We start from the raw sequence: 17,156 nt of genomic DNA on the forward strand, positions 1-17,156 counted from the left end.
AGTTTCTTAGGCACATGGCGGCAGCTCGGCATACTGCAGGCACTGCAACGGCCTTGAGCGCGCAAGTAACGGGTGCTCTACAGGTTGATGATTTGTTGCGAGGGTCACTTGTTCAGGCTGTTAGCGCCTTGGATAGGTACGTACACGAGGAAGTGCGCGTAAGACTCGTACAGCATTTCAACGATGATAGCGCCCCAAGCGCGATGCTTAGGTTTCAAGTTCCACTTTCAGCGGTCTTGAGGTTTAGGGATGAGGGGGGCGTGGCGTGGCTTGACGAGGTTATTCGGTCCCGCCATTCATTTCTCTCGTTCCAGGCTCCTGACAAGATCGCAGACGCGATTCGCCTTGTAAGTGAGGGTGAATTGTGGAATGAAGTCGCCCAAACGATTGGTCGATCAGTAAAGGATCTCAAGCAGGAGCTTAAGCTGATCGTGGCACGCCGAAACGCTATCGCCCACGAATCTGATATCAGTCCAGTTCCACCGTATGATCAGAACGACATCAAAATTGAGGATGTAACTGGCACTCTAGAGTTCGTGGAGGGTTTGGTGTCAGCGATCCATTCTTTCCTCAATGGAGCAAAATGAACTCGAGGTCCGCGGAGTCTTACTAATGACCCGGTCAAGTCCCGCCTGAATGCTGGAGCCCTAGTTTGGAAGACTGAGGCTGCGGACCATGCCCCACCTGGGCGGACGCTGACCTGCGGCAACGCGGTCTCGTCACCGTTGTTCCCCGTGGCTCCCCGTTCGGCACCACCTCACCTGGCACGGCTGTGGCACGCCCGGTCCTCTCGATGTGTGCTGTGGGCGGGACGGCCGTTGCAGGCTGTTCGACCGATCTAGTGATTTGCAGGTCCTTACTGCCATGAAATCGGGCCGGGAACGGTGGCTTCTGCTGAAGCAACTGCTTCCGCGAGCGTGTGGAATCCTTCTGTGGCCGGCCAGAAATGATGGTCGCAGGCAGGCTCGCCTGGCAGATGCTGGACGTAGTAGAGGCGGCCGTCCTCATTCAAATCCGGGACCTCTCCGGGTTGCAGCGTTCCGTCTGCCTCGCCGAGGGCGTACCAAAAGTCGTAGTCCAGCATCCAAATGCGGACTGTCGTGGGCACCGTGCCGTCATACAGCCACACGCCCATTGCTACGACCGACTTCTTCATGCGGTGATCCTAAACGCACCGGGATTGATCGCTTGCGGTCGCTTCGGCGGCTGCGCGAACAGTTCTTCTGGAAGTGACGCGTTCTCCGGCTGACCTGCACACATGACAGCGGCCGACGTCGTGACCAGTGGGTTGGCTGTCGGTCGCTGTCGCCATCTGTCACTGCTGTCCACCCTCGGACGGCCCACAGAGGGCCCCAGGCCAGAGTCCCGGTATAGCCAGGGCAGATCTTCTTACTCTCCCAGCATTCGGAGGGCTTCCTCTTGGACGCCGGCATCCTCGTCAGTGGTGAGCGTCACGAGTTGCTCCGTGAACTGCGCAGCTCGGTCGTCGGCGATCATCATGTCTTGGTAGCCGTACACCTCTCCCGACAGCTGGTCGATCGTCCACCACGCTTCGGCGCGTGAAAGCGCCATGAGCACCAAACACAGCCCTAGAAGATCCTTGCGCTCCAAGAGGGCCTCCGCCGTCTCCTGGGTGACGCCGGTATCACGGGGGTCCATCATTAGCTGCAAGAGGAGCGGCCTGATCTCCTCTTGGTCGGTCATGCCGGCGAGACGGCGGCCGGCCGCGGCCCTCACCGCCCACGAGTCGGACTCCACCTCACGACATATTGAAGACGTGCTCAGCGGACCGTCTTCCTGGCGGGCATGGTCGCCGTTCATGAGGTTCTCCCTGGGTGGCGCCCGACTCGCACTGTACCGCTCGGTCGGTAGAGCGGCTTTGGGCAGGAGCCGCCATGGGGCGAGAGATCGGGGGCCCGTAAGCTAACCGCGACTCGGGCAGCACCTCGGCTGCCCGCAATAGCCCGAAGTGGGCCCCCGATCTTCGAGGCTCGCCCCATGGTGGCTGCGTAAAGCCGCGGAGCCGACCGCCCCAGCCACAGCGGGTTTCCCCTCAGCCCACCCCTCGCCGTCTGGCGGGCGGCCGGCGGCCGGGCCGGAGCGGGGCGAAGACTGGAGCGTCGGCCCGAGGCGCCGGGCCGCGCGCCGCCGCGCTCTGCGCGGCGGGAGCGCCTTGATGAAGTAGAGAAAGTCTTACCGCGCCACTGGATGATCGTCTTGTCCGGTCTCGGCTGACAGTTGGATCGTTGGGCTGTCCATGGCGCTAGGGGGCGTACGCCGGTCAGGATGAATCAGAGGCGTCGATCTTGGTGGGTGCGACGCCGAGGACGAGGTTCTCCAAAGCCTCGGGCATTTGGCCGAAGCTGGCGTCCCACGGGTCGAGGATGTAGATCTCGCTGAACTGGTCGATGCTCAGGAGGTACCGGTCATCGAGGTAGCCGATCGGGAAGAGGTGACGTCCGGCTGAGGGCCCCCAGTCCTCCAGCCGATCCTCGTCGCCCACGGCGAGCGCTGGATCAAGATGGAACGGCTCGCGTGCTCGCGAGATGCCTGGCCCCGCGTACTCGAAGTCCAGACCGCCGAACTCGCGGAGGAACGCTTCCGCGGCATCGTGCATGTGAAGACCTACCTGCTCCAACTGCAAGCGCCAGGGCGTCGTATCGACACTTCTTCCGGGTAGCCATCCTGCTGCTCGCAATGCCTTCTCTGCCTCTGGTGACATGCCTTTATTGTGGGTCGTTAGCCGATGAACTTGGGGGTCAGAACCATGGACTTGTACGCCATGGGTGCCGTCTCGTCGGGCTCAACCTCTGGCCGTGATTGATCTTCAGTGAGTTGAGGCCAGGCGCTTGCCGTCATGGCTGCGGACATGCGGGCCAGCGCTATCTAGGGCGTCCAGGAGACGCCGTCCTCGTACAGGCCGTGATCGCCGGTGCCCTGTCCTTCGCCCACCTGCACGACCTCGCCGCCGCTGCGGGACAGAGCGGCTGGAAAGCCTGGGCCTACCCGATCAGCGTCGACCTGCTGCTCGTTGCTGCCTGGCGACGGCTTCGCATCCTGCGTACGGACGGCGCTCCGGTCCGGGCCGCGTGGCTGTGGTTCGCGGTGGCCTTGTCCGCCTCCCTCGGGGCGAACATCGCCACCGCGGGGCTCCTCGACCTGGACCACGTGCCGGACTGGCTGAGCATCCTCGTGGCCGGATGGCCCGCCCTGGCCTTCCTCGGCGGCACCCTCCTAGTCCACGCCCCCGGCCACCAGGCTCCGGCTCCCGAGCCGACTCAGACGGCCAGCGTCGAACCCGCCCCTGAGGCCGAGCCGGTGCCGGAAGCCGCCGCCGAGCCCGTACCGGCCCTGCCCGCCTCACAGCCTGCGCCGGCCGTTCCACCGGTTCCGGCCGCGTTGGTCGCGCACGCCCGGAAGGTCGCCCACGACCACCACGCCCGTACCGGGACCGTGATCGACACCGACACGCTCCGCGTCCGGCTCGGCGTCCCCGCCCAACTGGCCGACGCGATCGCCGCCCAACTCACCTGACCCGAGAGGAGAACCACCGTCATGCCTGCCCGCGACTTCTTCCACTCCGTGATGCGGATCGGCCCCGTGCAGATCGGCACCCACCGAGACCGGCACGGCCAGACCAAGCACGCCGCGGTGTGCACCAACGACCGCTGCGGCTGGTCCGCCGACTACTCCAGCTCCTCCGCCGCCCAGCTCGCCGCCCGCACCCACCGCTGCACGGCCCGATAGGAGATCCCGCCCGTGGACGTCCCGCTCTGGTTCGCCCTGATCGTCGTCGGCTACCTCGGCTGCAAGCTCATCCGCCCGCCGCTCTGGCTGGTCCTGGTGCTGCTGCTCGGCGGCTACCTCATCGCCGACAGCATCCTCGCCCCCGTCATCGACACCCTCATCGAGAAGTAGGGAGACCCCTCATGCTCCGGCCCAAGATCCCCACCAACCCCACCCCCACCGGCACCGTGATGCCGCTGCCGGTCGAGGCGAGCGCCATCGTGCAGCACACATCGGCCCCTGAGCCCGTCCCCGCGACCTCGGCTCCGGTGTCGTCCCGGCCCGTCGTGCAGCTCACCCCGGGCGCTCTGGTCGCGCTCGTCGGCGGCGGCACCGCGGTGGTCCTGGTCGTCGGCACGGTCCTGGTGTCGCTGCTGCTGGCGGTCGCCGTCACCGCCGCATCCGTCGCCGTCTGCGCGGTCGTCCTGCGCTCGATGCTCAACGGCCAGCACAAGCGCTGACCGGCCCCCGGGGCGGTCTCAACCGCCAAGTATCGCCCGCCCCGGGAGCCGTGCCCCTGCCCGAACCAGAGATCCGGAAGGAACCCCCATCATGACCCACCCCACACCGCCCCCGCCGCGGATCTGCCCGACCTGCGACGGCTTCGCCTCCGCCGCCATCACCCTCGGCGGACGCGACCACCGCGGCCACCTGCGCACCCTCACCGTCCACTGCCCGGCCTGCCTCGGCACCGGCACCCTCCACCCCGCTCGGACGCGGGAGGGCGCCCGTGTCTGACACCGCGACCCTCGCGGGCCTGGACCCGACCACCCTGACCGACCTGCTGCGGGTGGCCGGGCCCCCGGGCTTCCACCGCTGGGAAGACCAGATCCACCGCACCGGCGGCTGCTCCGACCCCATCCACCTCACCGGCTGGACCCTCACCAAAGACAAGGTGAGCGGCGAGACCCTGCACCACTACACCACCGAGAACGAACCCGGCGGACGCCTCCGCATCGCCTGCGGAAACCGCCGCGCCTCACGCTGCCCCTCGTGCGCCTGGACCTACGCCGGAGACACCTACCACCTCATCCGCGCCGGCCTCGCCGGAGACCAGCGCCGCGACATCCCCGCCACCGTGCGGGACCACCCGCGGGTTTTCGCCACCCTCACCGCCCCCTCGTTCGGCCGTGTGCACAACCGGCCCGACACCGGACGCTGCCGGTGCGGCACCCAACACCCCTCCGACGACCCGGTACTCGGCACAGCGCTGGACCCCGCCACGTACGACTACGCGGGGGCGGTGCTGTTCAACAACCACGCGGGCCAGTTGTGGCAGCGCTTCACCAACCGGCTCCGCCGCGAGATCGCCGCCCGCGCCGGCCTCTCCCAACGGGCCATGCGCGAGGTTCTGCGGGTCTCCTTCGGAAAGTCGCCGAATTCCAAAAGCGCGGCGCCGTCCACTTCCACGCCGTCATCCGCCTCGACGGCCCTGAAGGACCCGACACCGCGCCCCCGGCCTGGGCGACCACGGGCTTACTGGAAGACGCCATCCGCGCCGCCGCACACCACGGCTACACGAGCGTCAGCGTCCCGCCGGCTGCTGACCAACCGGCCCGGACCTTCCGCTGGGGCACCCAGCTCGACGTCCGCCCCGTGAAGGCCTTCGGGGACGGCTCGGACATCACCGAACAGGCCGTCGCCTCCTACGTCGCCAAGTACGCGACCAAAGCCGCAGAGAACACCGGCACCCTCGACCGCCGCATCGGCGAACTCGCCGAACTCGACCGACACGGCGTGCCCGACCACGCCCGCCGCCTCATCGAAGCCTGCCGGGACCTGGACGACCTGTATCCGGACCGGCGGCTGTTGGCCTGGGCGCACATGCTCGGCTTCCGCGGCCACTTCTCCACCAAATCCCGCGCCTACTCCACCACCCTCGGCGCCCTGCGCCAGGAACGCGCCGACTACCGCGCCGCCCAAGAACACGCGGACCTCGGCCTGGAGCCCATCGAGCCCGACACCGTCCTGGTCCTGGCCGACTGGCAATACGCCGGCCACGGCCACACCCCCGGCGAATCCGCCCTCGCCGCCACCATCCACCGCGACATCCGGCTCAACCGCGACACCGCCCGCGAAGCCCTGCGCGACCAACTGGCCCTGGAAGGCGCCGCAGCATGACGACCACGACCGCGGAGCTGCTGACCGTGCCGGAAGTGATGGCGCGGCTCAAGCTCGGACGCTCCACCGTCTATGACCTGATCCGTTCGCGCCGCCTGGTCTCCATCACCATCGGCCGCTCACGCCGCATCCCCGCTGACGCCGTGCGGGACTTCATCTCACACGAGACCGAGGAGGCCGCGGCCTGATGCCTGGACAGCGCAAGCGCAACCCGAACGGCGCTGGCACCATCACCAAGCGAAAGGACGGCCGCTACCAAGCCGCCGTCTACGTCCTCCAGCCGGACGGCACCCGGGCCCGCAAGTTCGCCTACGGCAAGACCTGGGCCGAATGCGATGCCAAGCGCCGCGAATTGCTCGACAAGGTCGACAGCGGCATCCCCGTGCCTACTCGGTCGGCCAAGCTTGCCGAGTGGTTGCCCTACTGGCTGGAGAACATCGTCAAGCCGCGTCGCAAGCTCAGCACGTACGACAAGTACGAAGCGCACGCGCGCCTCTACCTCGTGCCCCGGCTCGGGTCAAAGCGGCTGGAGTCCCTGAGTGTCACTGACGTCCGCCGCTTCCTGAACGGCTTGGAGTGTGACACCACGGGCCCAACCGCCAAGGAGTCACACCGGGTTCTGCGTACTGCACTCTCGGCGGCCTGCCGTGAGGAGCTGGTGGCCCGCAACGTGGCTGCGCTGGTCGAGCCTCCGCGGCCTCGGGCCCGTGAGCTGAGCCCGTGGACGCTGGACGAGACGTTGACCTTCCTTGCCGCCGCGCGCAAGGATCCGCTCTATGCCGCGTTCGTGCTGGCCATCGCCATGGGCCTGCGCCGGGGCGAGGTCATCGGACTTCGCTGGACGGACGTCGATCTGGACAAACGCGTTCTCTACGTCCGGCAGCAGACACAGCGTCGGCGCGGGGTGCTGTACGACGACGACCCCAAGGGCCGCCGTCGCCGGGCCGTGCCCATGCCTGCGCTGTGCATCGCGCCGCTGCGCTGGCACCGGATGCGGCAGACGGCCACCCAGCAGCGTGCAGGGGAGATGTGGCAGGACAACGGGGGCTACGTCTTCACCACCCGCACCGGCCGCCCGATCGAGCCGCGCAACCTGTACCGCTCGTTCACTCGGGTCGCTGAGACCGCCCAGCTCCGCGTCATCCGACTGCACGACGCTCGGCACGGCTGCGCCACCCTGCTGACCGCGGCCGGCGTAGCTCCCCGCGTGGTGATGGAGATCCTCGGGCACAGTCAGATCAGCATCACCATGGACGTCTACACGCACGTCGTGCAGGACACTCAGCGCGAGGCCATCAGCCACATGGACCGGCTGTTGAGGAGGCGCGTCGACCGCGGCTGACCGCCGCCGTTGATGTCAAAAGTGGATGTCAAAGGCCCCGGACCCTGATCGGTCCGGGGCCTTTTCCCTTGTGCCCCAGGCAGGATTCGAACCTGCGACACCCGCTTTAGGAGCGAGGTGGGGCGATCGAGGCTGTGACCTGCGGGTTCCCTACCCTGGGCGGAGTCCGGCGTCACGTACCCCTGCGCACCCCGATTCCCCGTGAGACCCCGCCCGATCTGGCACGGATGTGGCACGGCCGCTCTTCGTCCCGAAGCAATGCGTGTGGTGCTGCGACCTGGGGTTGGTCCTCCGGTGACCTGCGTGAACTGTGCGCGATCGTCCGTGCTCGTCCGTCCCCGTACGGGGACGTTGTAGCGCAGTTAGACACTCAGTCCGCCACGGCGCAGCGGGGGCGGAAGTGCCCTGTCAGCTCGCCTCATGAGTGTCGGCGCAGGAGAGCGCGGAGATCATGTTCATATAGGGGTATGTCGGAAGTACCCTGCGGTCCTGACGACGTCCCGGTCGACCGGTCCGAGGGATTCGGTGAACGGCTGCTGGGCGCGTTGCTCGACCGTGCCCACGAGATGCCGCCGCAATTGATCGCGCCGCTGATCGCGGAAGAGATCGCCAGGATGGGTGGACGTACCGTCTCCGTGCTCCTGCAGGACTACGAACAGATCATGCTCGTGCCGCTGCCGGGCAGACGACTCGCCGGTGGCACGGCCGTACCGATCGCGGGATCTCATGCCGGTCGGGCGTTTCTGGAGGCAACGCTCGTGGAGGTACCGCTGTCGGACGGAATCCGGCTGTTCCTGCCATTGCTAGATGGCAGCGATCAGGTGGGGGTGCTGGGCGTCACGATGGACACCGTGGATGACGACGACCGGCGGCTGCTGCGGCGGCTCGCCGGCATGGTCGCCGACATGCTGGTGACGAAGAACAGCTACACCGATCAATTCACGAAGGCTCGGCGTCGAGCCCCGATGACCGTAGCCGCAGAGATCCAGTGGTCCCTGCTGCCCCCGCTGATGATGTCCGTCCCCCAGGTCGAGGTGGCGGGAATCCTCGAGCCCGCCTACGCGGTCGCGGGCGACAGCTTCGACTACGCCCTCAACGACGAGATCCTGCACCTGGCCGTGATCGACGCGATGGGCCACGGTCTGGACGCCGCCGTGATGGCGACCGCGGCCATCGGTGCGTACCGCCACGCCCGACGCGCCGATGTTGAACTGGCCGAGATCTACGCGTTCATGGACCAGGTCATCGCTGAACAGTTCGGGCCTGAGCACTTCGTCACCGCGCAGATGATGCACCTCAACATCTCGACAGGACACCTGCAATGGGTGAACGCTGGCCATCCGGAACCGCTCCTCATCCGCGACCGGCGTGTCATCCAGCGGCTGGAGAGCCGGACGACCTTGCCGGTTGGCTTCGGTGGAGAGGAGCCCCGCATCAGTGAACTGATGCTGCGACGCGGCGATCGGGTGCTGTGCTTCACCGACGGTCTCATCGAGGAACGCGAGGCCGGAGGGGAACAGTTCGGCCTTGACCAACTGGTCGACATCATCACGCAGGTCGGGGTCAAGGAGACGAGTGTACGGGCCATGGTGCGGGTCCTTTCCCACGCGCTGAAGCGTGCACGAGGCGGGGTCACCAGCGACGACGCGACGATCTTCCTCTTCGAGTGGCGCGGCGACACCACCGACCGCCTGGCAACCATGGGCTAGACAGCCACTGCTGATCGTCCCCACAGCAAGCCGTTACCTACACCGACGGTCGGTGCGCAGAGGCTTTGGGCTGGAGCTGCCATGGGGCGAGAGATCGGGGCCCGTAAGCTTGCGGCGACTCGGGCGGTCTGTGGACCTGCCCGCTCATGCCCGATGTGGGCCCCGATCTTCGAGGCTCGCCCCATGGTGGCTGCCTAAAGCATCGGAGCGCCGGCTGCCCCAGCCACCGCGGTTCTGACCTCATGCCCTCGGCCTGCCTCTGTGGGCGCGCGGCGGCGGACGGCGCGCCGAGCGGGGCGAAGACTGGAGCGTGGGCGCGGCCGGACGTCGGCCGCGCGCCCGGCGGAGCGTGAGCGACGCCGGGTGTCTTGATGAGGTAGGGAAATCTGTAACAACCCGCCGGTGTGCGAGTCGTTGATCAGCGGTGACGACTCTCGATGACTGCCGAGCGCAGCAGCCGGATGTCGTACTCGGTCCAGCAATCCGATCTCTCGATGCCAACCTCGCTGCCGCAGCGGGCGCACATCAAGTTCGGCCCGTTGAGCCCGTCCAACCTGCAACACCCGTACAGCCGAGTCGGGTCTATATGGGGCCGCAACAGCACGCCGTCCAGGGGGTTGATAACCCAGGTGGCAACTGAACCGGCAGGAGCGTACGGATCCGGGTCAGGAGAGAAGGAACCCACCGCCACTGTCGAAGGGCCGTACGTGTAGTGCTCTCGCCCCCTCATGCTCGGCAGGGGTTTCCACTCGGCTTGCCCCAGAGGATTCGACAAGGGAGCATCGCATTGCCGACACCTGAAAACGATCAGCATCGCACCCTCGTGACTGCTCCCGTCCGTAGCGCGCCTGTTGCTGGATCAGGCACCAACCATGAGCCTATGCGTCGAAGTCGTATTCGAGGATGTAGGCGGCAGAGTCCAAGGTCATCTCGTTGACCTCGACTGGGCGGCCCTCGTTGGCGAACGCTGTGCGGCAGATCAAGATGACGGGCATGCCCATGGACAGCCCGAGCCTGGTTGCCTCGTCTTGGGACGGCATCCGGCTGCGGATCTCCTCGCGAAAGTGCACGGGCTTGGAGCCGAGCTCCGCAAGGCGCGCGTAGGTGCCGCCTGGTCCTGTGTCTTCCTGAGTGATGGCTGAACCCGCCACAAGGTCCGCTGGCAGGTACGAGGTCGACAGCAAGACCGGTTTCCCGTCCAGCACGAAGCGACGGCTGCGCACGCACACCGCTGCGCCCGCTGGTACGTCGAGTACGCCGGCGATGTGTTCCGGGGCGGCTTCCTCGGTCACGGCGACCTGGTCCACCACCAACTCGCGGTCGCCGATGTCGGCCGACCAGATTGATCGGCCCGATCCCCACTGCTCCTGTGCCAGGCGCGCCATGCCGCGGCGTCGCAGTGGCCGAAAGTCGCGTACGAAGACACCTGCTCCCTTCCGGGACTCGGCGATGCCCTCGTTCTGCAGGACGCTCAGTGCCTGCCGTGCCGTCATACGGGCTACGCCGTGGACGGTCATGAGCTCGTTTTCGCCTGGCAGTCGATCACCAGGGCCGTACTCACCTGCCCGGATGGCGTCCTTCAACGTGTCCGCGATCCGCTGGTACTTGGGGCGGCGGTCGGTGTCCTCGGTGGTCATGAGCGATCCCTCCTTCCTCTCTAGACAGCCTAGCGGGTAGCCGTTCAGGCGCCTCCCCGTGAGACCGATTCAGCCAACATGTCTAGAGACGTTGACGTGTATAGAGATGTTGGCTTCACTGGAGACATCTCTAGACAGGTTGCTCGTCCGGAGCGACCTCACGAACAGGGAGACGCATTCATGCCGTCCTTCAAGATCGACCTTTCGTCCGCGGTGACGTTCGTTGCGACTGCGCCTACCCCGAAGCTGGTGAGCAAGCAGACCGGTGAGGTGGCGATCGACCGGGAGACCGGTGCGCAACTGCTGACCGTGGGTCTGCTGATCTCGGATGAGGGTGAGGGGAACCTGTACCAGGTGACCGTGCCGTCGACGGGGATCGATGCGACGCTGACGCCGGGGATGCCGGTGTCGGTGATCGGGCTCAAGGCCCGTGACTGGGAGAACACGTTCAACGGCCAGACCCGGCACGGGATCTCGTTCCGCGCGGTGGCGATCACGGCGGTGGCCTGAGCCATGGATCTGGCGACGCTGATCGAGATAGGCACCCCCCTGGCGGGGGCTGCCGGCGGCCTGGGCTATGCCCGGGTGAAAGCGCCGGGCGTGTACTGGTCGCTGGTGGGCCTGCCGGTCACGATGGGCCGGTTCCACTTCACCTACGCCTCCACGATGGATGTGTGCGGGCTGACGGTGGCCCCGTCCCGGCTGCGGGCGTTCATGGTCCGCACGGTCGCTCGCCGTGAGGTGCAGCCGGTCCCGCCGAAGATCCGCCGCGTTGCCGGGTCCGCCACAGGCTTACGCGTCCGGCTCCGGCTCCCTGCCGGCCTGGAGCCCGATGACGTGGCGGCGGCGTCGAACCGGCTGCGGCACGCCTGGGGTGTCCACGCGGTGCATGTGGTGGAGATCAAGCCCGGTGTGGTGGAGCTGCGGATGACCGGCTACGACGTGCTCCGTACCGTGCGGATGCCGCGGCGTCTGCCGTCCGGTCCGATGGTGGTGCCGGTCGCTTTGCGGGAGGACGGGACCGCGTTCGCCCGGAACTACCGAGAGATCCCGCACGCGCTGACGCTGGGGGCGAATCAGTCGGGCAAGTCGGTGTATCAGCGCAACCTGATCAAGCAACTCGCCAAGCTCCCGGTGGCTCTGGTGGGGATCGACTGCAAGCGCGGGGTGGAACAGACCCCGTACGCGCCGCGCCTGTCGGCGCTTGCCACCGACCCGGAACAAGCCGCCGGCCTCCTCGATGCGCTCGTGGGGGAGATGGAGGCCCGCTTCGATCTGCTCAAGGAGTACCAGGGCACGGCGCTGTCGACGCGGAACGGGGAGATCACCAGCGACATCTGGGGCCTGCCGAAGAAGGTGCGGCCGGTGCCGATCGTCGTCCTCGTGGATGAGGTCGCCGAGCTGTTCTTGACGGCGACGAAGAAGGACGAGGAACGCCGGGACCGCATGGTCACCCAGTTGATCCGGCTCGCGCAGATGGCCCGCGCGGTCGGCATCTACCTGGAGATCTGCGGCCAGCGGTTCGGCGCCGAACTCGGCAAGGGCGCCACCATGCTCCGGGCCCAGCTCACCGGCCGCGTGGTCCACCGGGTCAACGACAGGCAGACCGCCGAGATGGGCCTCGGGGACATCTCACCCGAGGCCATGCACGCGGCAACCGCCATCGCCGCGGAGCGCCCCGGGGTCGCGGTCGCGGGTGACGCCTCGGGCGGCTGGACCCGGATTCGTACGCCGCTGACCTCGATCACCGACACTGCAGCCGTCTGCCGCGCGCACGCGCACCTGGTCCCGGACCTTCCCGTCCTGGCCCCGTTCCGCCCGCACGTCCCGGAGATCGCTGCTCCGGCCGATGTGGTGCCGCTGACCCGGCCCCGCCCGATCACCGAATAACCCCGCCCCCTGACCCAACGGTTGGTGCGACCGCTTCGCGCCAGGTCCCTACCCCGCCCATGCCTCAAGGAGGTGATCCCCGTGGCCCGCCCCCACCGCCTCGATCCCGTGCTGATTCAGGCCGTGATCGCCGGTGCGCTGTCCTTCGCCCATCTCCACGACATCGCCGAAGCCGCCGGCCAGCACGACTGGAAAGCCTGGGCCTACCCCGTCTCCGTTGACCTGCTCCTGGTCGCCGCCTGGCGCCGCATGCGCACCCTCCGCGCCGCTGACCGTCCCGCCCGTGCCGCCTGGACCTGGTTCGTCATCGCCCTGACCGCGTCCCTCGGGGCGAACATCGCCACCGCCGGACTCCTCGACATCAACGCCGTCCCGACCTGGCTGCGCATCCTCGTCGCGGGATGGCCCGCCCTGGCTTTCCTCGGCGGCACCCTCCTCGCCCACGACCACGCCCCCGTACCCTCCGCTGCGCCTACGCCAGCGGCCGACATCCCTCCGGCGGCCGAACCGGCACCACGGGTCACGGTCGAACGCACCCCCGACCCCGTGCCGGAACTCCCCGCACCCGCTACGCCCGAGGCCGCACCCGCTCCTGCCGCGGCACCCTCGCAGGTTCCGCCGGCGCTGCTGGCGCACGCCCGGAAGGTCGCCGACACCCACCACGCCGCCACGGGCTCACCGATCGACGCAGCGACCCTGCGGACCCGTCTCGGCGTTCCGCCGGCCCTGGCCGACGTGATCGCTGCCCAACTCACCTGAGAAGGAGGACACCCCGATGCGACCGCACATCCGCGCCGCCCTGGAACGCTCCGCCGAACTGACCCGCGCCAACCGCCTGGTTGACGGCATGCGCATGGGCGAGGCCGCGATCAACCAGGCCACCGACGACGAACACCCCGAGATCCAGCAGTGGCTCACCGACCACGCCGACGACTTCACCGGACAGGAGGACTGAACCGTGTCGCGGCCGAACCGCTTCTACGACGTGATCCGCATCGGCCCGGTCAAGGTCGGCAGCTACTACGACGGCCGTGGCCGCACCCGTCACACCGCCGCCTGCACCGCGCCCGGCTGCGGCTTCTCCACCGACTACCGCGACCGCTCCGGCGCCGAACTCGCCGCCCGCACCCACCGCTGCCAGCCCTGACGCCCAAAGGAGGGAAACGCCATGCTCCGCCCCAAGATCCCCGTGAACCCGACCATCACCATCGTGGCGCCGCCGGCCGCACCGCTCGTGCCCACCGAGCACCCGCCCACCCCGGCCCCGACCGTCCTGCACTCCCCGGCACCGGTCCCGGCCCGGCCCACGGTGCAGCTCACCCCCGGCGCCCTGATCACCATCGTCGCCGGAGGCACCGCCGCTGTCCTCATCATCGGCACGGTCCTGGTCTCGCTGCTCCTGGCCGTCGCCGTCACCGCCGCATCCGTCGCGGTCTGCGCGGTGGTCCTGCGCTCGATGCTCAACAACCAGCACAAGCACTGACGGGCCCCCGGGGCGGCACACGCCGCCAAGCATCGACCGCCCCGGGCGCCCTGCTCCCTCCCAGATCCAACGGACCCGAAAGGACTGGCACATCATGCCCCAGCGCCACCAGAACCGGCCCGTCTGCGGCCACTGCGACGGGTTCCCCGTCGTCGCCATCACCACCGGCACCTGCCTGGCCGATGGCTCCCGCGCCACGCTCCGCGTCGCCTGCCCGGCCTGCCGGGGCACCGGCCACACCACCCCCGCCCCGGTCCTCGCCCGGACCGGGAGGTGAGCGGCTTGACCGACACCGCCACCGCGGCGGGCCTGGACCCGGCCACCCTCCGCGATCTGCTGCGGGTGGCCGGGTCGGACGGCTTCGACCGTTGGCAGGACCAGATCCGCCGCACCGGCGGCTGCTCCGACCCGATCCACCTGACCGGCTACACCAAGACCCTCGATCGTGCCACCGGCACCGTCCTCCACACCTACAGCACCGACACCGAACCCGGCGGACGACTCCGCGTCGCCTGCGGCAACCGCCGGGCCTCGCGGTGCCCGGCCTGCGCCTGGACCTACGCGGGCGACACCTACCACCTCATCCGCGCCGGGCTCGTCGGCGACCCGAACAAGGGCACCCCCGAGACGGTGCGGGTCCATCCGAAGGTGTTCGCCACCCTCACCGCTCCGTCCTTCGGCCCCGTCCACAACCGCCCCGGCACCGCGGCCTGCCGCTGCGGGCTCCGCCACGCCGACGACGACGGCGCGTTAGGCACGCCGCTGGACCCGGACGGCTACGACTACGCGGGGGCGGTGCTGTGGAACAACTACGCCTCGGACCTGTGGCGGTACTTCACCATCTACCTCCGCCGCGAAGTCGCCGCCCGCGTCGGCCTCACACAGAAAGCCGCTCGCGAACAGTGCCGGGTCTCCTTCGGGAAGGTCGCCGAATACCAACGTCGCGGCGCCGTCCACTTCCATGCCGTCGTCCGCTTCGACGGCCCGGACGGACCCGACTCCCCGCCCCCGCCGTGGGCGACCCTCGACCTCCTCACCGACGCCATTGGTGCCGCCGCACGCCGCGTCGCCGTCCCCGTCCCCGCGGCCGGAGACCAGCCTGCCCGCACCCTCACCTGGGGCACCCAGCTCGACGTGCAGCCCATCCGCTCTGCCGACGCCGGCACGGACGGGGAACTGACCGAACAGGCTGTGGCCTCCTACGTCGCCAAGTACGCCACCAAAGCCGCAGAGACCACCGGCACCGTCGACCGCCGCGTCGGCAACCGCGAAGCCCTCGTACTCCTGGGCGTCCCGCCCCATCCGCGGCGGCTGATCGAAGCCTGCTTCGACCTCCACAAGCTCTACCCCGACCGCAAGCTCCTCGACTGGGCCCACATGCTCGGCTTCCGCGGCCACTTCTCCACCAAATCCCGTCTCTACTCGACGACCTTGGGTGCCCTGCGCCAGGTCCGGGCCGACTACCGCGCCGCTCAGCAACGGCGCTCGCTCGGCCTGCCCGACCCCGACGACTCCCCGGAGGCCACCACGCTCGTCCTCGCCCACTGGGCCTACGCCGGCCACGGCCACACCCCCGGCGAATCCCTCCTCGCCGCCACCATCCACCGCGACATCCAGACCAACCGCGAAACCGCCCGCGAAGCACTCTCCGACATGCCTGACGACCAAGCGGGGGAGTGGTGAGCGTGGATCGACTCCTCACCGTGCAGGAAGTCGCCCAGGCGTTGGGGACCACCGTGCGCTTCCCCCGGCGCCTGATCGAGGAACGCCGGATCACCTTCGTGAAGGTCGGGCGCCACGTTCGCATCCCCGAGAGCGCTGTCTCCGCGTTCATCGCTGAGCACACGGTCCGCCCGGTGACAGTTCGTCCTGCTGTTCTGAGGAGGGTTGCCTGATGCCGAACAGTCAGGGCAGGCGCCGTCGCTTCGGCTCGGTTCGGCAGCTCGCGTCGGGCCGGTGGCAGGTGAGGTACCGCGACCCAGAGACGGCGCAGCTTCGCAGTGCAGAGGAGACGTACGCGACCAAGACAGATGCGGAAGTCGCGCTGACTCACATCGAGGCGGATATCACCCGCGGCCAGTGGTCCGATCCGGATGCTGGCAAGGTCAGCTTCGGTGTCTACGCCGTCGTGTGGCTGAACGACCGGAAGATGGCTGCTCGCACGCGCGAGCGCCACGAGTCGGTGGTCCGGCTGCACCTGCTCCCCACCTTCGGTGACCGGCCGTTGGCCTCGATCACGACAGCCCAGGTGCGGGCCTGGCGAACCGCGTGCCTGACGCGCACTGGTGAGCCGACCGTGGTCAAGGCGTACCAGGTCTTGCGGGCGATCCTGAACACGGCCGTGGACGACGAACTGATCCGGCGCAACCCGTGTCGGGTCAAGGGCGCTGACCGGTACGACGTCCCGGAGCGGCCGGTCCTCACCGTGGCGGAGGTGTACGCCGTGGCTGACGCGATGGGCCCGCGCTACCGGCTGCTGGTTCTCCTGGCTGCCTTCACCGGGCTGCGCTTCGGGGAGCTGGCGTCGCTCCGCCGGCGGGACGTCGACACGGCCAAGGCCGTGCTCATGGTCCGGCGCTCGCAGGCAGAGATGCAGACCGGAGCCCTTTTCGACAAGGCACCGAAGTCCGACGCCGGTATCCGGCCGGTGGCCTTCCCGAGCGAACTCCTGCCGGACGTTCAGGGGCATCTCGACATCTACTCCGGGCCAGGCCGGGACGGCCACGTCTTCCTCGGCCCCCAGGGCGGGCAGCTGCGGCGAAGCAACTTCCGGGACGACTGGATCCGCGCGCGGACCACGGCGGGCGTCACGGCAGACGTGCACTTCCACGATCTCCGGCACACCGGGAACACCCTCGCCGCCTCCGGCGCGAGCCTGCGAGAGCTGATGACCAGGATGGGCCACAGCACACCCCGTGCGGCTCTGATCTATCAGCACATGGTCAACGGCCGGGATCGGGAGATCGCCGATCGGCTCGGCTCGATGATCCGCAAGGCGCGAGGTGACGCGGACTCGTAGCGGACGTTGTGGCACGGAAGTGGCACGGCCGCGATCACGAGAAAGGGCCAGTTCCGGGGGACCAAGCCCCTGAACTGGCCCTTCACCATGTGCCCCAGGCAGGATTCGAACCTGCGACACCCGCTTTAGGAGAGCGGTGCTCTATCCCCTGAGCTACTGAGGCCACGCC

23 protein-coding genes, 1 tRNA gene and 1 pseudogene are annotated in these 17,156 nt (G+C 68.3%); 20 read left to right on the top strand and 5 right to left on the bottom strand.

Annotated features, from left to right (window positions below; translation table 11 throughout):
• Positions 1 to 14: 14 nt before the first annotated feature.
• Positions 15 to 587 carry a HEPN domain-containing protein gene (locus ACIP9H_RS11285; protein WP_401959000.1) on the top strand — a complete coding sequence of 191 codons (573 nt, stop codon included), beginning with the start codon at positions 15 to 17 and terminating at the stop codon, positions 585 to 587.
• A 269-nt stretch (positions 588 to 856) separates the two neighbouring features.
• Here ACIP9H_RS11285 and ACIP9H_RS11290 read toward each other — a convergent pair whose 3' ends face one another.
• The 3 genes from ACIP9H_RS11290 to ACIP9H_RS11300 form a co-directional block, all read right to left on the bottom strand.
• A complete protein-coding gene (locus tag ACIP9H_RS11290; protein ID WP_401958831.1) occupies positions 857 to 1,156 on the bottom strand; it encodes a hypothetical protein in 300 nt (99 codons plus the stop codon).
• Between the two features lie 233 nt (positions 1,157 to 1,389).
• Complete coding sequence (locus tag ACIP9H_RS11295) at positions 1,390 to 1,821, bottom strand: hypothetical protein (protein WP_401958833.1); 432 nt, start codon at positions 1,819 to 1,821, stop codon at positions 1,390 to 1,392.
• Positions 1,822 to 2,281: 460 nt separating this feature from the next.
• The gene (locus ACIP9H_RS11300; RefSeq protein ID WP_401958836.1) at positions 2,282 to 2,722 is read right to left on the bottom strand and encodes an SUKH-3 domain-containing protein; all 441 of its coding nucleotides are present in this window, start codon (positions 2,720 to 2,722) and stop codon (positions 2,282 to 2,284) included.
• A 200-nt stretch (positions 2,723 to 2,922) separates the two neighbouring features.
• Between ACIP9H_RS11300 and ACIP9H_RS11305 the strand changes: the two genes are divergently transcribed.
• The 9 genes and pseudogenes from ACIP9H_RS11305 (at position 2,923) to ACIP9H_RS11345 (ending at position 8,958) form a co-directional block, all read left to right on the top strand.
• Positions 2,923 to 3,534, top strand: coding sequence for a DUF2637 domain-containing protein (locus tag ACIP9H_RS11305; protein ID WP_401958839.1), 612 nt, complete (start codon positions 2,923 to 2,925; stop codon positions 3,532 to 3,534).
• Between the two features lie 21 nt (positions 3,535 to 3,555).
• Positions 3,556 to 3,747, top strand: a complete 192-nt coding sequence (locus tag ACIP9H_RS11310; protein ID WP_378354633.1) for a mobile element transfer protein — start codon at positions 3,556 to 3,558, stop codon at positions 3,745 to 3,747.
• A gap of 12 nt (positions 3,748 to 3,759) precedes the next feature.
• Positions 3,760 to 3,918: a hypothetical protein gene (locus ACIP9H_RS11315; protein ID WP_401958842.1), complete on the top strand. Its 159-nt coding sequence runs from the start codon at positions 3,760 to 3,762 to the stop codon at positions 3,916 to 3,918.
• Between the two features lie 11 nt (positions 3,919 to 3,929).
• On the top strand, positions 3,930 to 4,247 hold the full coding sequence (locus ACIP9H_RS11320) for a SpdD-like protein (protein ID WP_401958845.1): 318 nt from the start codon (positions 3,930 to 3,932) through the stop codon (positions 4,245 to 4,247).
• A gap of 91 nt (positions 4,248 to 4,338) precedes the next feature.
• The gene (locus ACIP9H_RS11325) at positions 4,339 to 4,524 is read left to right on the top strand and encodes a hypothetical protein (protein ID WP_401958848.1); all 186 of its coding nucleotides are present in this window, start codon (positions 4,339 to 4,341) and stop codon (positions 4,522 to 4,524) included.
• Positions 4,517 to 5,907, top strand: a pseudogene (gene repSA, locus ACIP9H_RS11330) (replication initiator protein RepSA). The gene ACIP9H_RS11325 and the pseudogene repSA (ACIP9H_RS11330) overlap by 8 nt, the downstream one beginning before the upstream one ends.
• On the top strand, positions 5,904 to 6,095 hold the full coding sequence (locus tag ACIP9H_RS11335; RefSeq protein WP_401958850.1) for a helix-turn-helix domain-containing protein: 192 nt from the start codon (positions 5,904 to 5,906) through the stop codon (positions 6,093 to 6,095). The pseudogene repSA (ACIP9H_RS11330) and the gene ACIP9H_RS11335 overlap by 4 nt, the downstream one beginning before the upstream one ends.
• Positions 6,095 to 7,249, top strand: a complete 1,155-nt coding sequence (locus ACIP9H_RS11340; protein ID WP_401958853.1) for a tyrosine-type recombinase/integrase — start codon at positions 6,095 to 6,097, stop codon at positions 7,247 to 7,249. Before ACIP9H_RS11335 ends, ACIP9H_RS11340 begins: the two co-directional genes overlap by 1 nt.
• A 467-nt stretch (positions 7,250 to 7,716) precedes the next feature.
• Entirely contained in the window at positions 7,717 to 8,958 is a 1,242-nt protein-coding gene (locus tag ACIP9H_RS11345; protein ID WP_401958856.1) for a PP2C family protein-serine/threonine phosphatase, read from the top strand.
• Between the two features lie 878 nt (positions 8,959 to 9,836).
• Here ACIP9H_RS11345 and ACIP9H_RS11350 read toward each other — a convergent pair.
• Positions 9,837 to 10,595, bottom strand: a complete 759-nt coding sequence (locus ACIP9H_RS11350) for a GntR family transcriptional regulator (RefSeq protein WP_401958859.1) — start codon at positions 10,593 to 10,595, stop codon at positions 9,837 to 9,839.
• 180 nt (positions 10,596 to 10,775) lie between these two features.
• Between ACIP9H_RS11350 and ACIP9H_RS11355 the strand changes: the two genes are divergently transcribed.
• The 10 genes from ACIP9H_RS11355 (at position 10,776) to ACIP9H_RS11400 (ending at position 16,987) form a co-directional block, all read left to right on the top strand.
• Entirely contained in the window at positions 10,776 to 11,105 is a 330-nt protein-coding gene (locus ACIP9H_RS11355) for a hypothetical protein (RefSeq protein WP_401958861.1), read from the top strand.
• A 3-nt stretch (positions 11,106 to 11,108) separates the two neighbouring features.
• Positions 11,109 to 12,485, top strand: a complete 1,377-nt coding sequence (locus tag ACIP9H_RS11360) for an FtsK/SpoIIIE domain-containing protein (RefSeq protein ID WP_401958863.1) — start codon at positions 11,109 to 11,111, stop codon at positions 12,483 to 12,485.
• 81 nt (positions 12,486 to 12,566) lie between these two features.
• Complete coding sequence (locus ACIP9H_RS11365) at positions 12,567 to 13,244, top strand: DUF2637 domain-containing protein (protein WP_401958866.1); 678 nt, start codon at positions 12,567 to 12,569, stop codon at positions 13,242 to 13,244.
• Positions 13,245 to 13,260: 16 nt separating this feature from the next.
• On the top strand, positions 13,261 to 13,440 hold the full coding sequence (locus ACIP9H_RS11370) for a hypothetical protein (RefSeq protein WP_401958868.1): 180 nt from the start codon (positions 13,261 to 13,263) through the stop codon (positions 13,438 to 13,440).
• Between the two features lie 3 nt (positions 13,441 to 13,443).
• Positions 13,444 to 13,632, top strand: coding sequence for a mobile element transfer protein (locus ACIP9H_RS11375; protein ID WP_401958870.1), 189 nt, complete (start codon positions 13,444 to 13,446; stop codon positions 13,630 to 13,632).
• A 21-nt stretch (positions 13,633 to 13,653) separates the two neighbouring features.
• Positions 13,654 to 13,968: a hypothetical protein gene (locus ACIP9H_RS11380; protein ID WP_401958872.1), complete on the top strand. Its 315-nt coding sequence runs from the start codon at positions 13,654 to 13,656 to the stop codon at positions 13,966 to 13,968.
• Positions 13,969 to 14,062: 94 nt separating this feature from the next.
• Positions 14,063 to 14,245, top strand: a complete 183-nt coding sequence (locus ACIP9H_RS11385; RefSeq protein WP_401958874.1) for a hypothetical protein — start codon at positions 14,063 to 14,065, stop codon at positions 14,243 to 14,245.
• A gap of 5 nt (positions 14,246 to 14,250) precedes the next feature.
• Positions 14,251 to 15,651 carry a replication initiator protein RepSA gene (repSA, locus tag ACIP9H_RS11390; RefSeq protein ID WP_401958876.1) on the top strand — a complete coding sequence of 467 codons (1,401 nt, stop codon included), beginning with the start codon at positions 14,251 to 14,253 and terminating at the stop codon, positions 15,649 to 15,651.
• A complete protein-coding gene (locus ACIP9H_RS11395) occupies positions 15,645 to 15,863 on the top strand; it encodes an excisionase family DNA-binding protein (RefSeq protein ID WP_401958878.1) in 219 nt (72 codons plus the stop codon). The genes repSA (ACIP9H_RS11390) and ACIP9H_RS11395 overlap by 7 nt, the downstream gene beginning before the upstream one ends.
• A complete protein-coding gene (locus tag ACIP9H_RS11400; protein WP_401958880.1) occupies positions 15,863 to 16,987 on the top strand; it encodes a tyrosine-type recombinase/integrase in 1,125 nt (374 codons plus the stop codon). The genes ACIP9H_RS11395 and ACIP9H_RS11400 overlap by 1 nt, the downstream gene beginning before the upstream one ends.
• 90 nt (positions 16,988 to 17,077) lie before the next feature.
• On the opposite strand, the gene ACIP9H_RS11405 is transcribed toward ACIP9H_RS11400, so the two are convergent.
• Positions 17,078 to 17,150 (bottom strand) — tRNA-Arg (locus ACIP9H_RS11405).
• Positions 17,151 to 17,156: the final 6 nt, after the last annotated feature.

The sequence above is a fragment of the Streptomyces sp. NPDC088732 genome (assembly GCF_044751205.1).
In the GTDB taxonomy this organism is placed as follows: domain Bacteria; phylum Actinomycetota; class Actinomycetes; order Streptomycetales; family Streptomycetaceae; genus Actinacidiphila.

Coding starts and splice junctions, on each gene's coding strand:
- ACIP9H_RS11285 (WP_401959000.1), top strand. CDS start 15: ATGGCGGCAGCTCGGCATACTGCAGGCACTGCAACGGCCTTGAGCGCG.
- ACIP9H_RS11290 (WP_401958831.1), bottom strand. CDS start 1,156: ATGAAGAAGTCGGTCGTAGCAATGGGCGTGTGGCTGTATGACGGCACG.
- ACIP9H_RS11295 (WP_401958833.1), bottom strand. CDS start 1,821: ATGAACGGCGACCATGCCCGCCAGGAAGACGGTCCGCTGAGCACGTCT.
- ACIP9H_RS11300 (WP_401958836.1), bottom strand. CDS start 2,722: ATGTCACCAGAGGCAGAGAAGGCATTGCGAGCAGCAGGATGGCTACCC.
- ACIP9H_RS11310 (WP_378354633.1), top strand. CDS start 3,556: ATGCCTGCCCGCGACTTCTTCCACTCCGTGATGCGGATCGGCCCCGTG.
- ACIP9H_RS11320 (WP_401958845.1), top strand. CDS start 3,930: ATGCTCCGGCCCAAGATCCCCACCAACCCCACCCCCACCGGCACCGTG.
- ACIP9H_RS11325 (WP_401958848.1), top strand. CDS start 4,339: ATGACCCACCCCACACCGCCCCCGCCGCGGATCTGCCCGACCTGCGAC.
- ACIP9H_RS11335 (WP_401958850.1), top strand. CDS start 5,904: ATGACGACCACGACCGCGGAGCTGCTGACCGTGCCGGAAGTGATGGCG.
- ACIP9H_RS11340 (WP_401958853.1), top strand. CDS start 6,095: ATGCCTGGACAGCGCAAGCGCAACCCGAACGGCGCTGGCACCATCACC.
- ACIP9H_RS11345 (WP_401958856.1), top strand. CDS start 7,717: ATGTCGGAAGTACCCTGCGGTCCTGACGACGTCCCGGTCGACCGGTCC.
- ACIP9H_RS11350 (WP_401958859.1), bottom strand. CDS start 10,595: ATGACCACCGAGGACACCGACCGCCGCCCCAAGTACCAGCGGATCGCG.
- ACIP9H_RS11355 (WP_401958861.1), top strand. CDS start 10,776: ATGCCGTCCTTCAAGATCGACCTTTCGTCCGCGGTGACGTTCGTTGCG.
- ACIP9H_RS11360 (WP_401958863.1), top strand. CDS start 11,109: ATGGATCTGGCGACGCTGATCGAGATAGGCACCCCCCTGGCGGGGGCT.
- ACIP9H_RS11370 (WP_401958868.1), top strand. CDS start 13,261: ATGCGACCGCACATCCGCGCCGCCCTGGAACGCTCCGCCGAACTGACC.
- ACIP9H_RS11380 (WP_401958872.1), top strand. CDS start 13,654: ATGCTCCGCCCCAAGATCCCCGTGAACCCGACCATCACCATCGTGGCG.
- ACIP9H_RS11385 (WP_401958874.1), top strand. CDS start 14,063: ATGCCCCAGCGCCACCAGAACCGGCCCGTCTGCGGCCACTGCGACGGG.
- ACIP9H_RS11400 (WP_401958880.1), top strand. CDS start 15,863: ATGCCGAACAGTCAGGGCAGGCGCCGTCGCTTCGGCTCGGTTCGGCAG.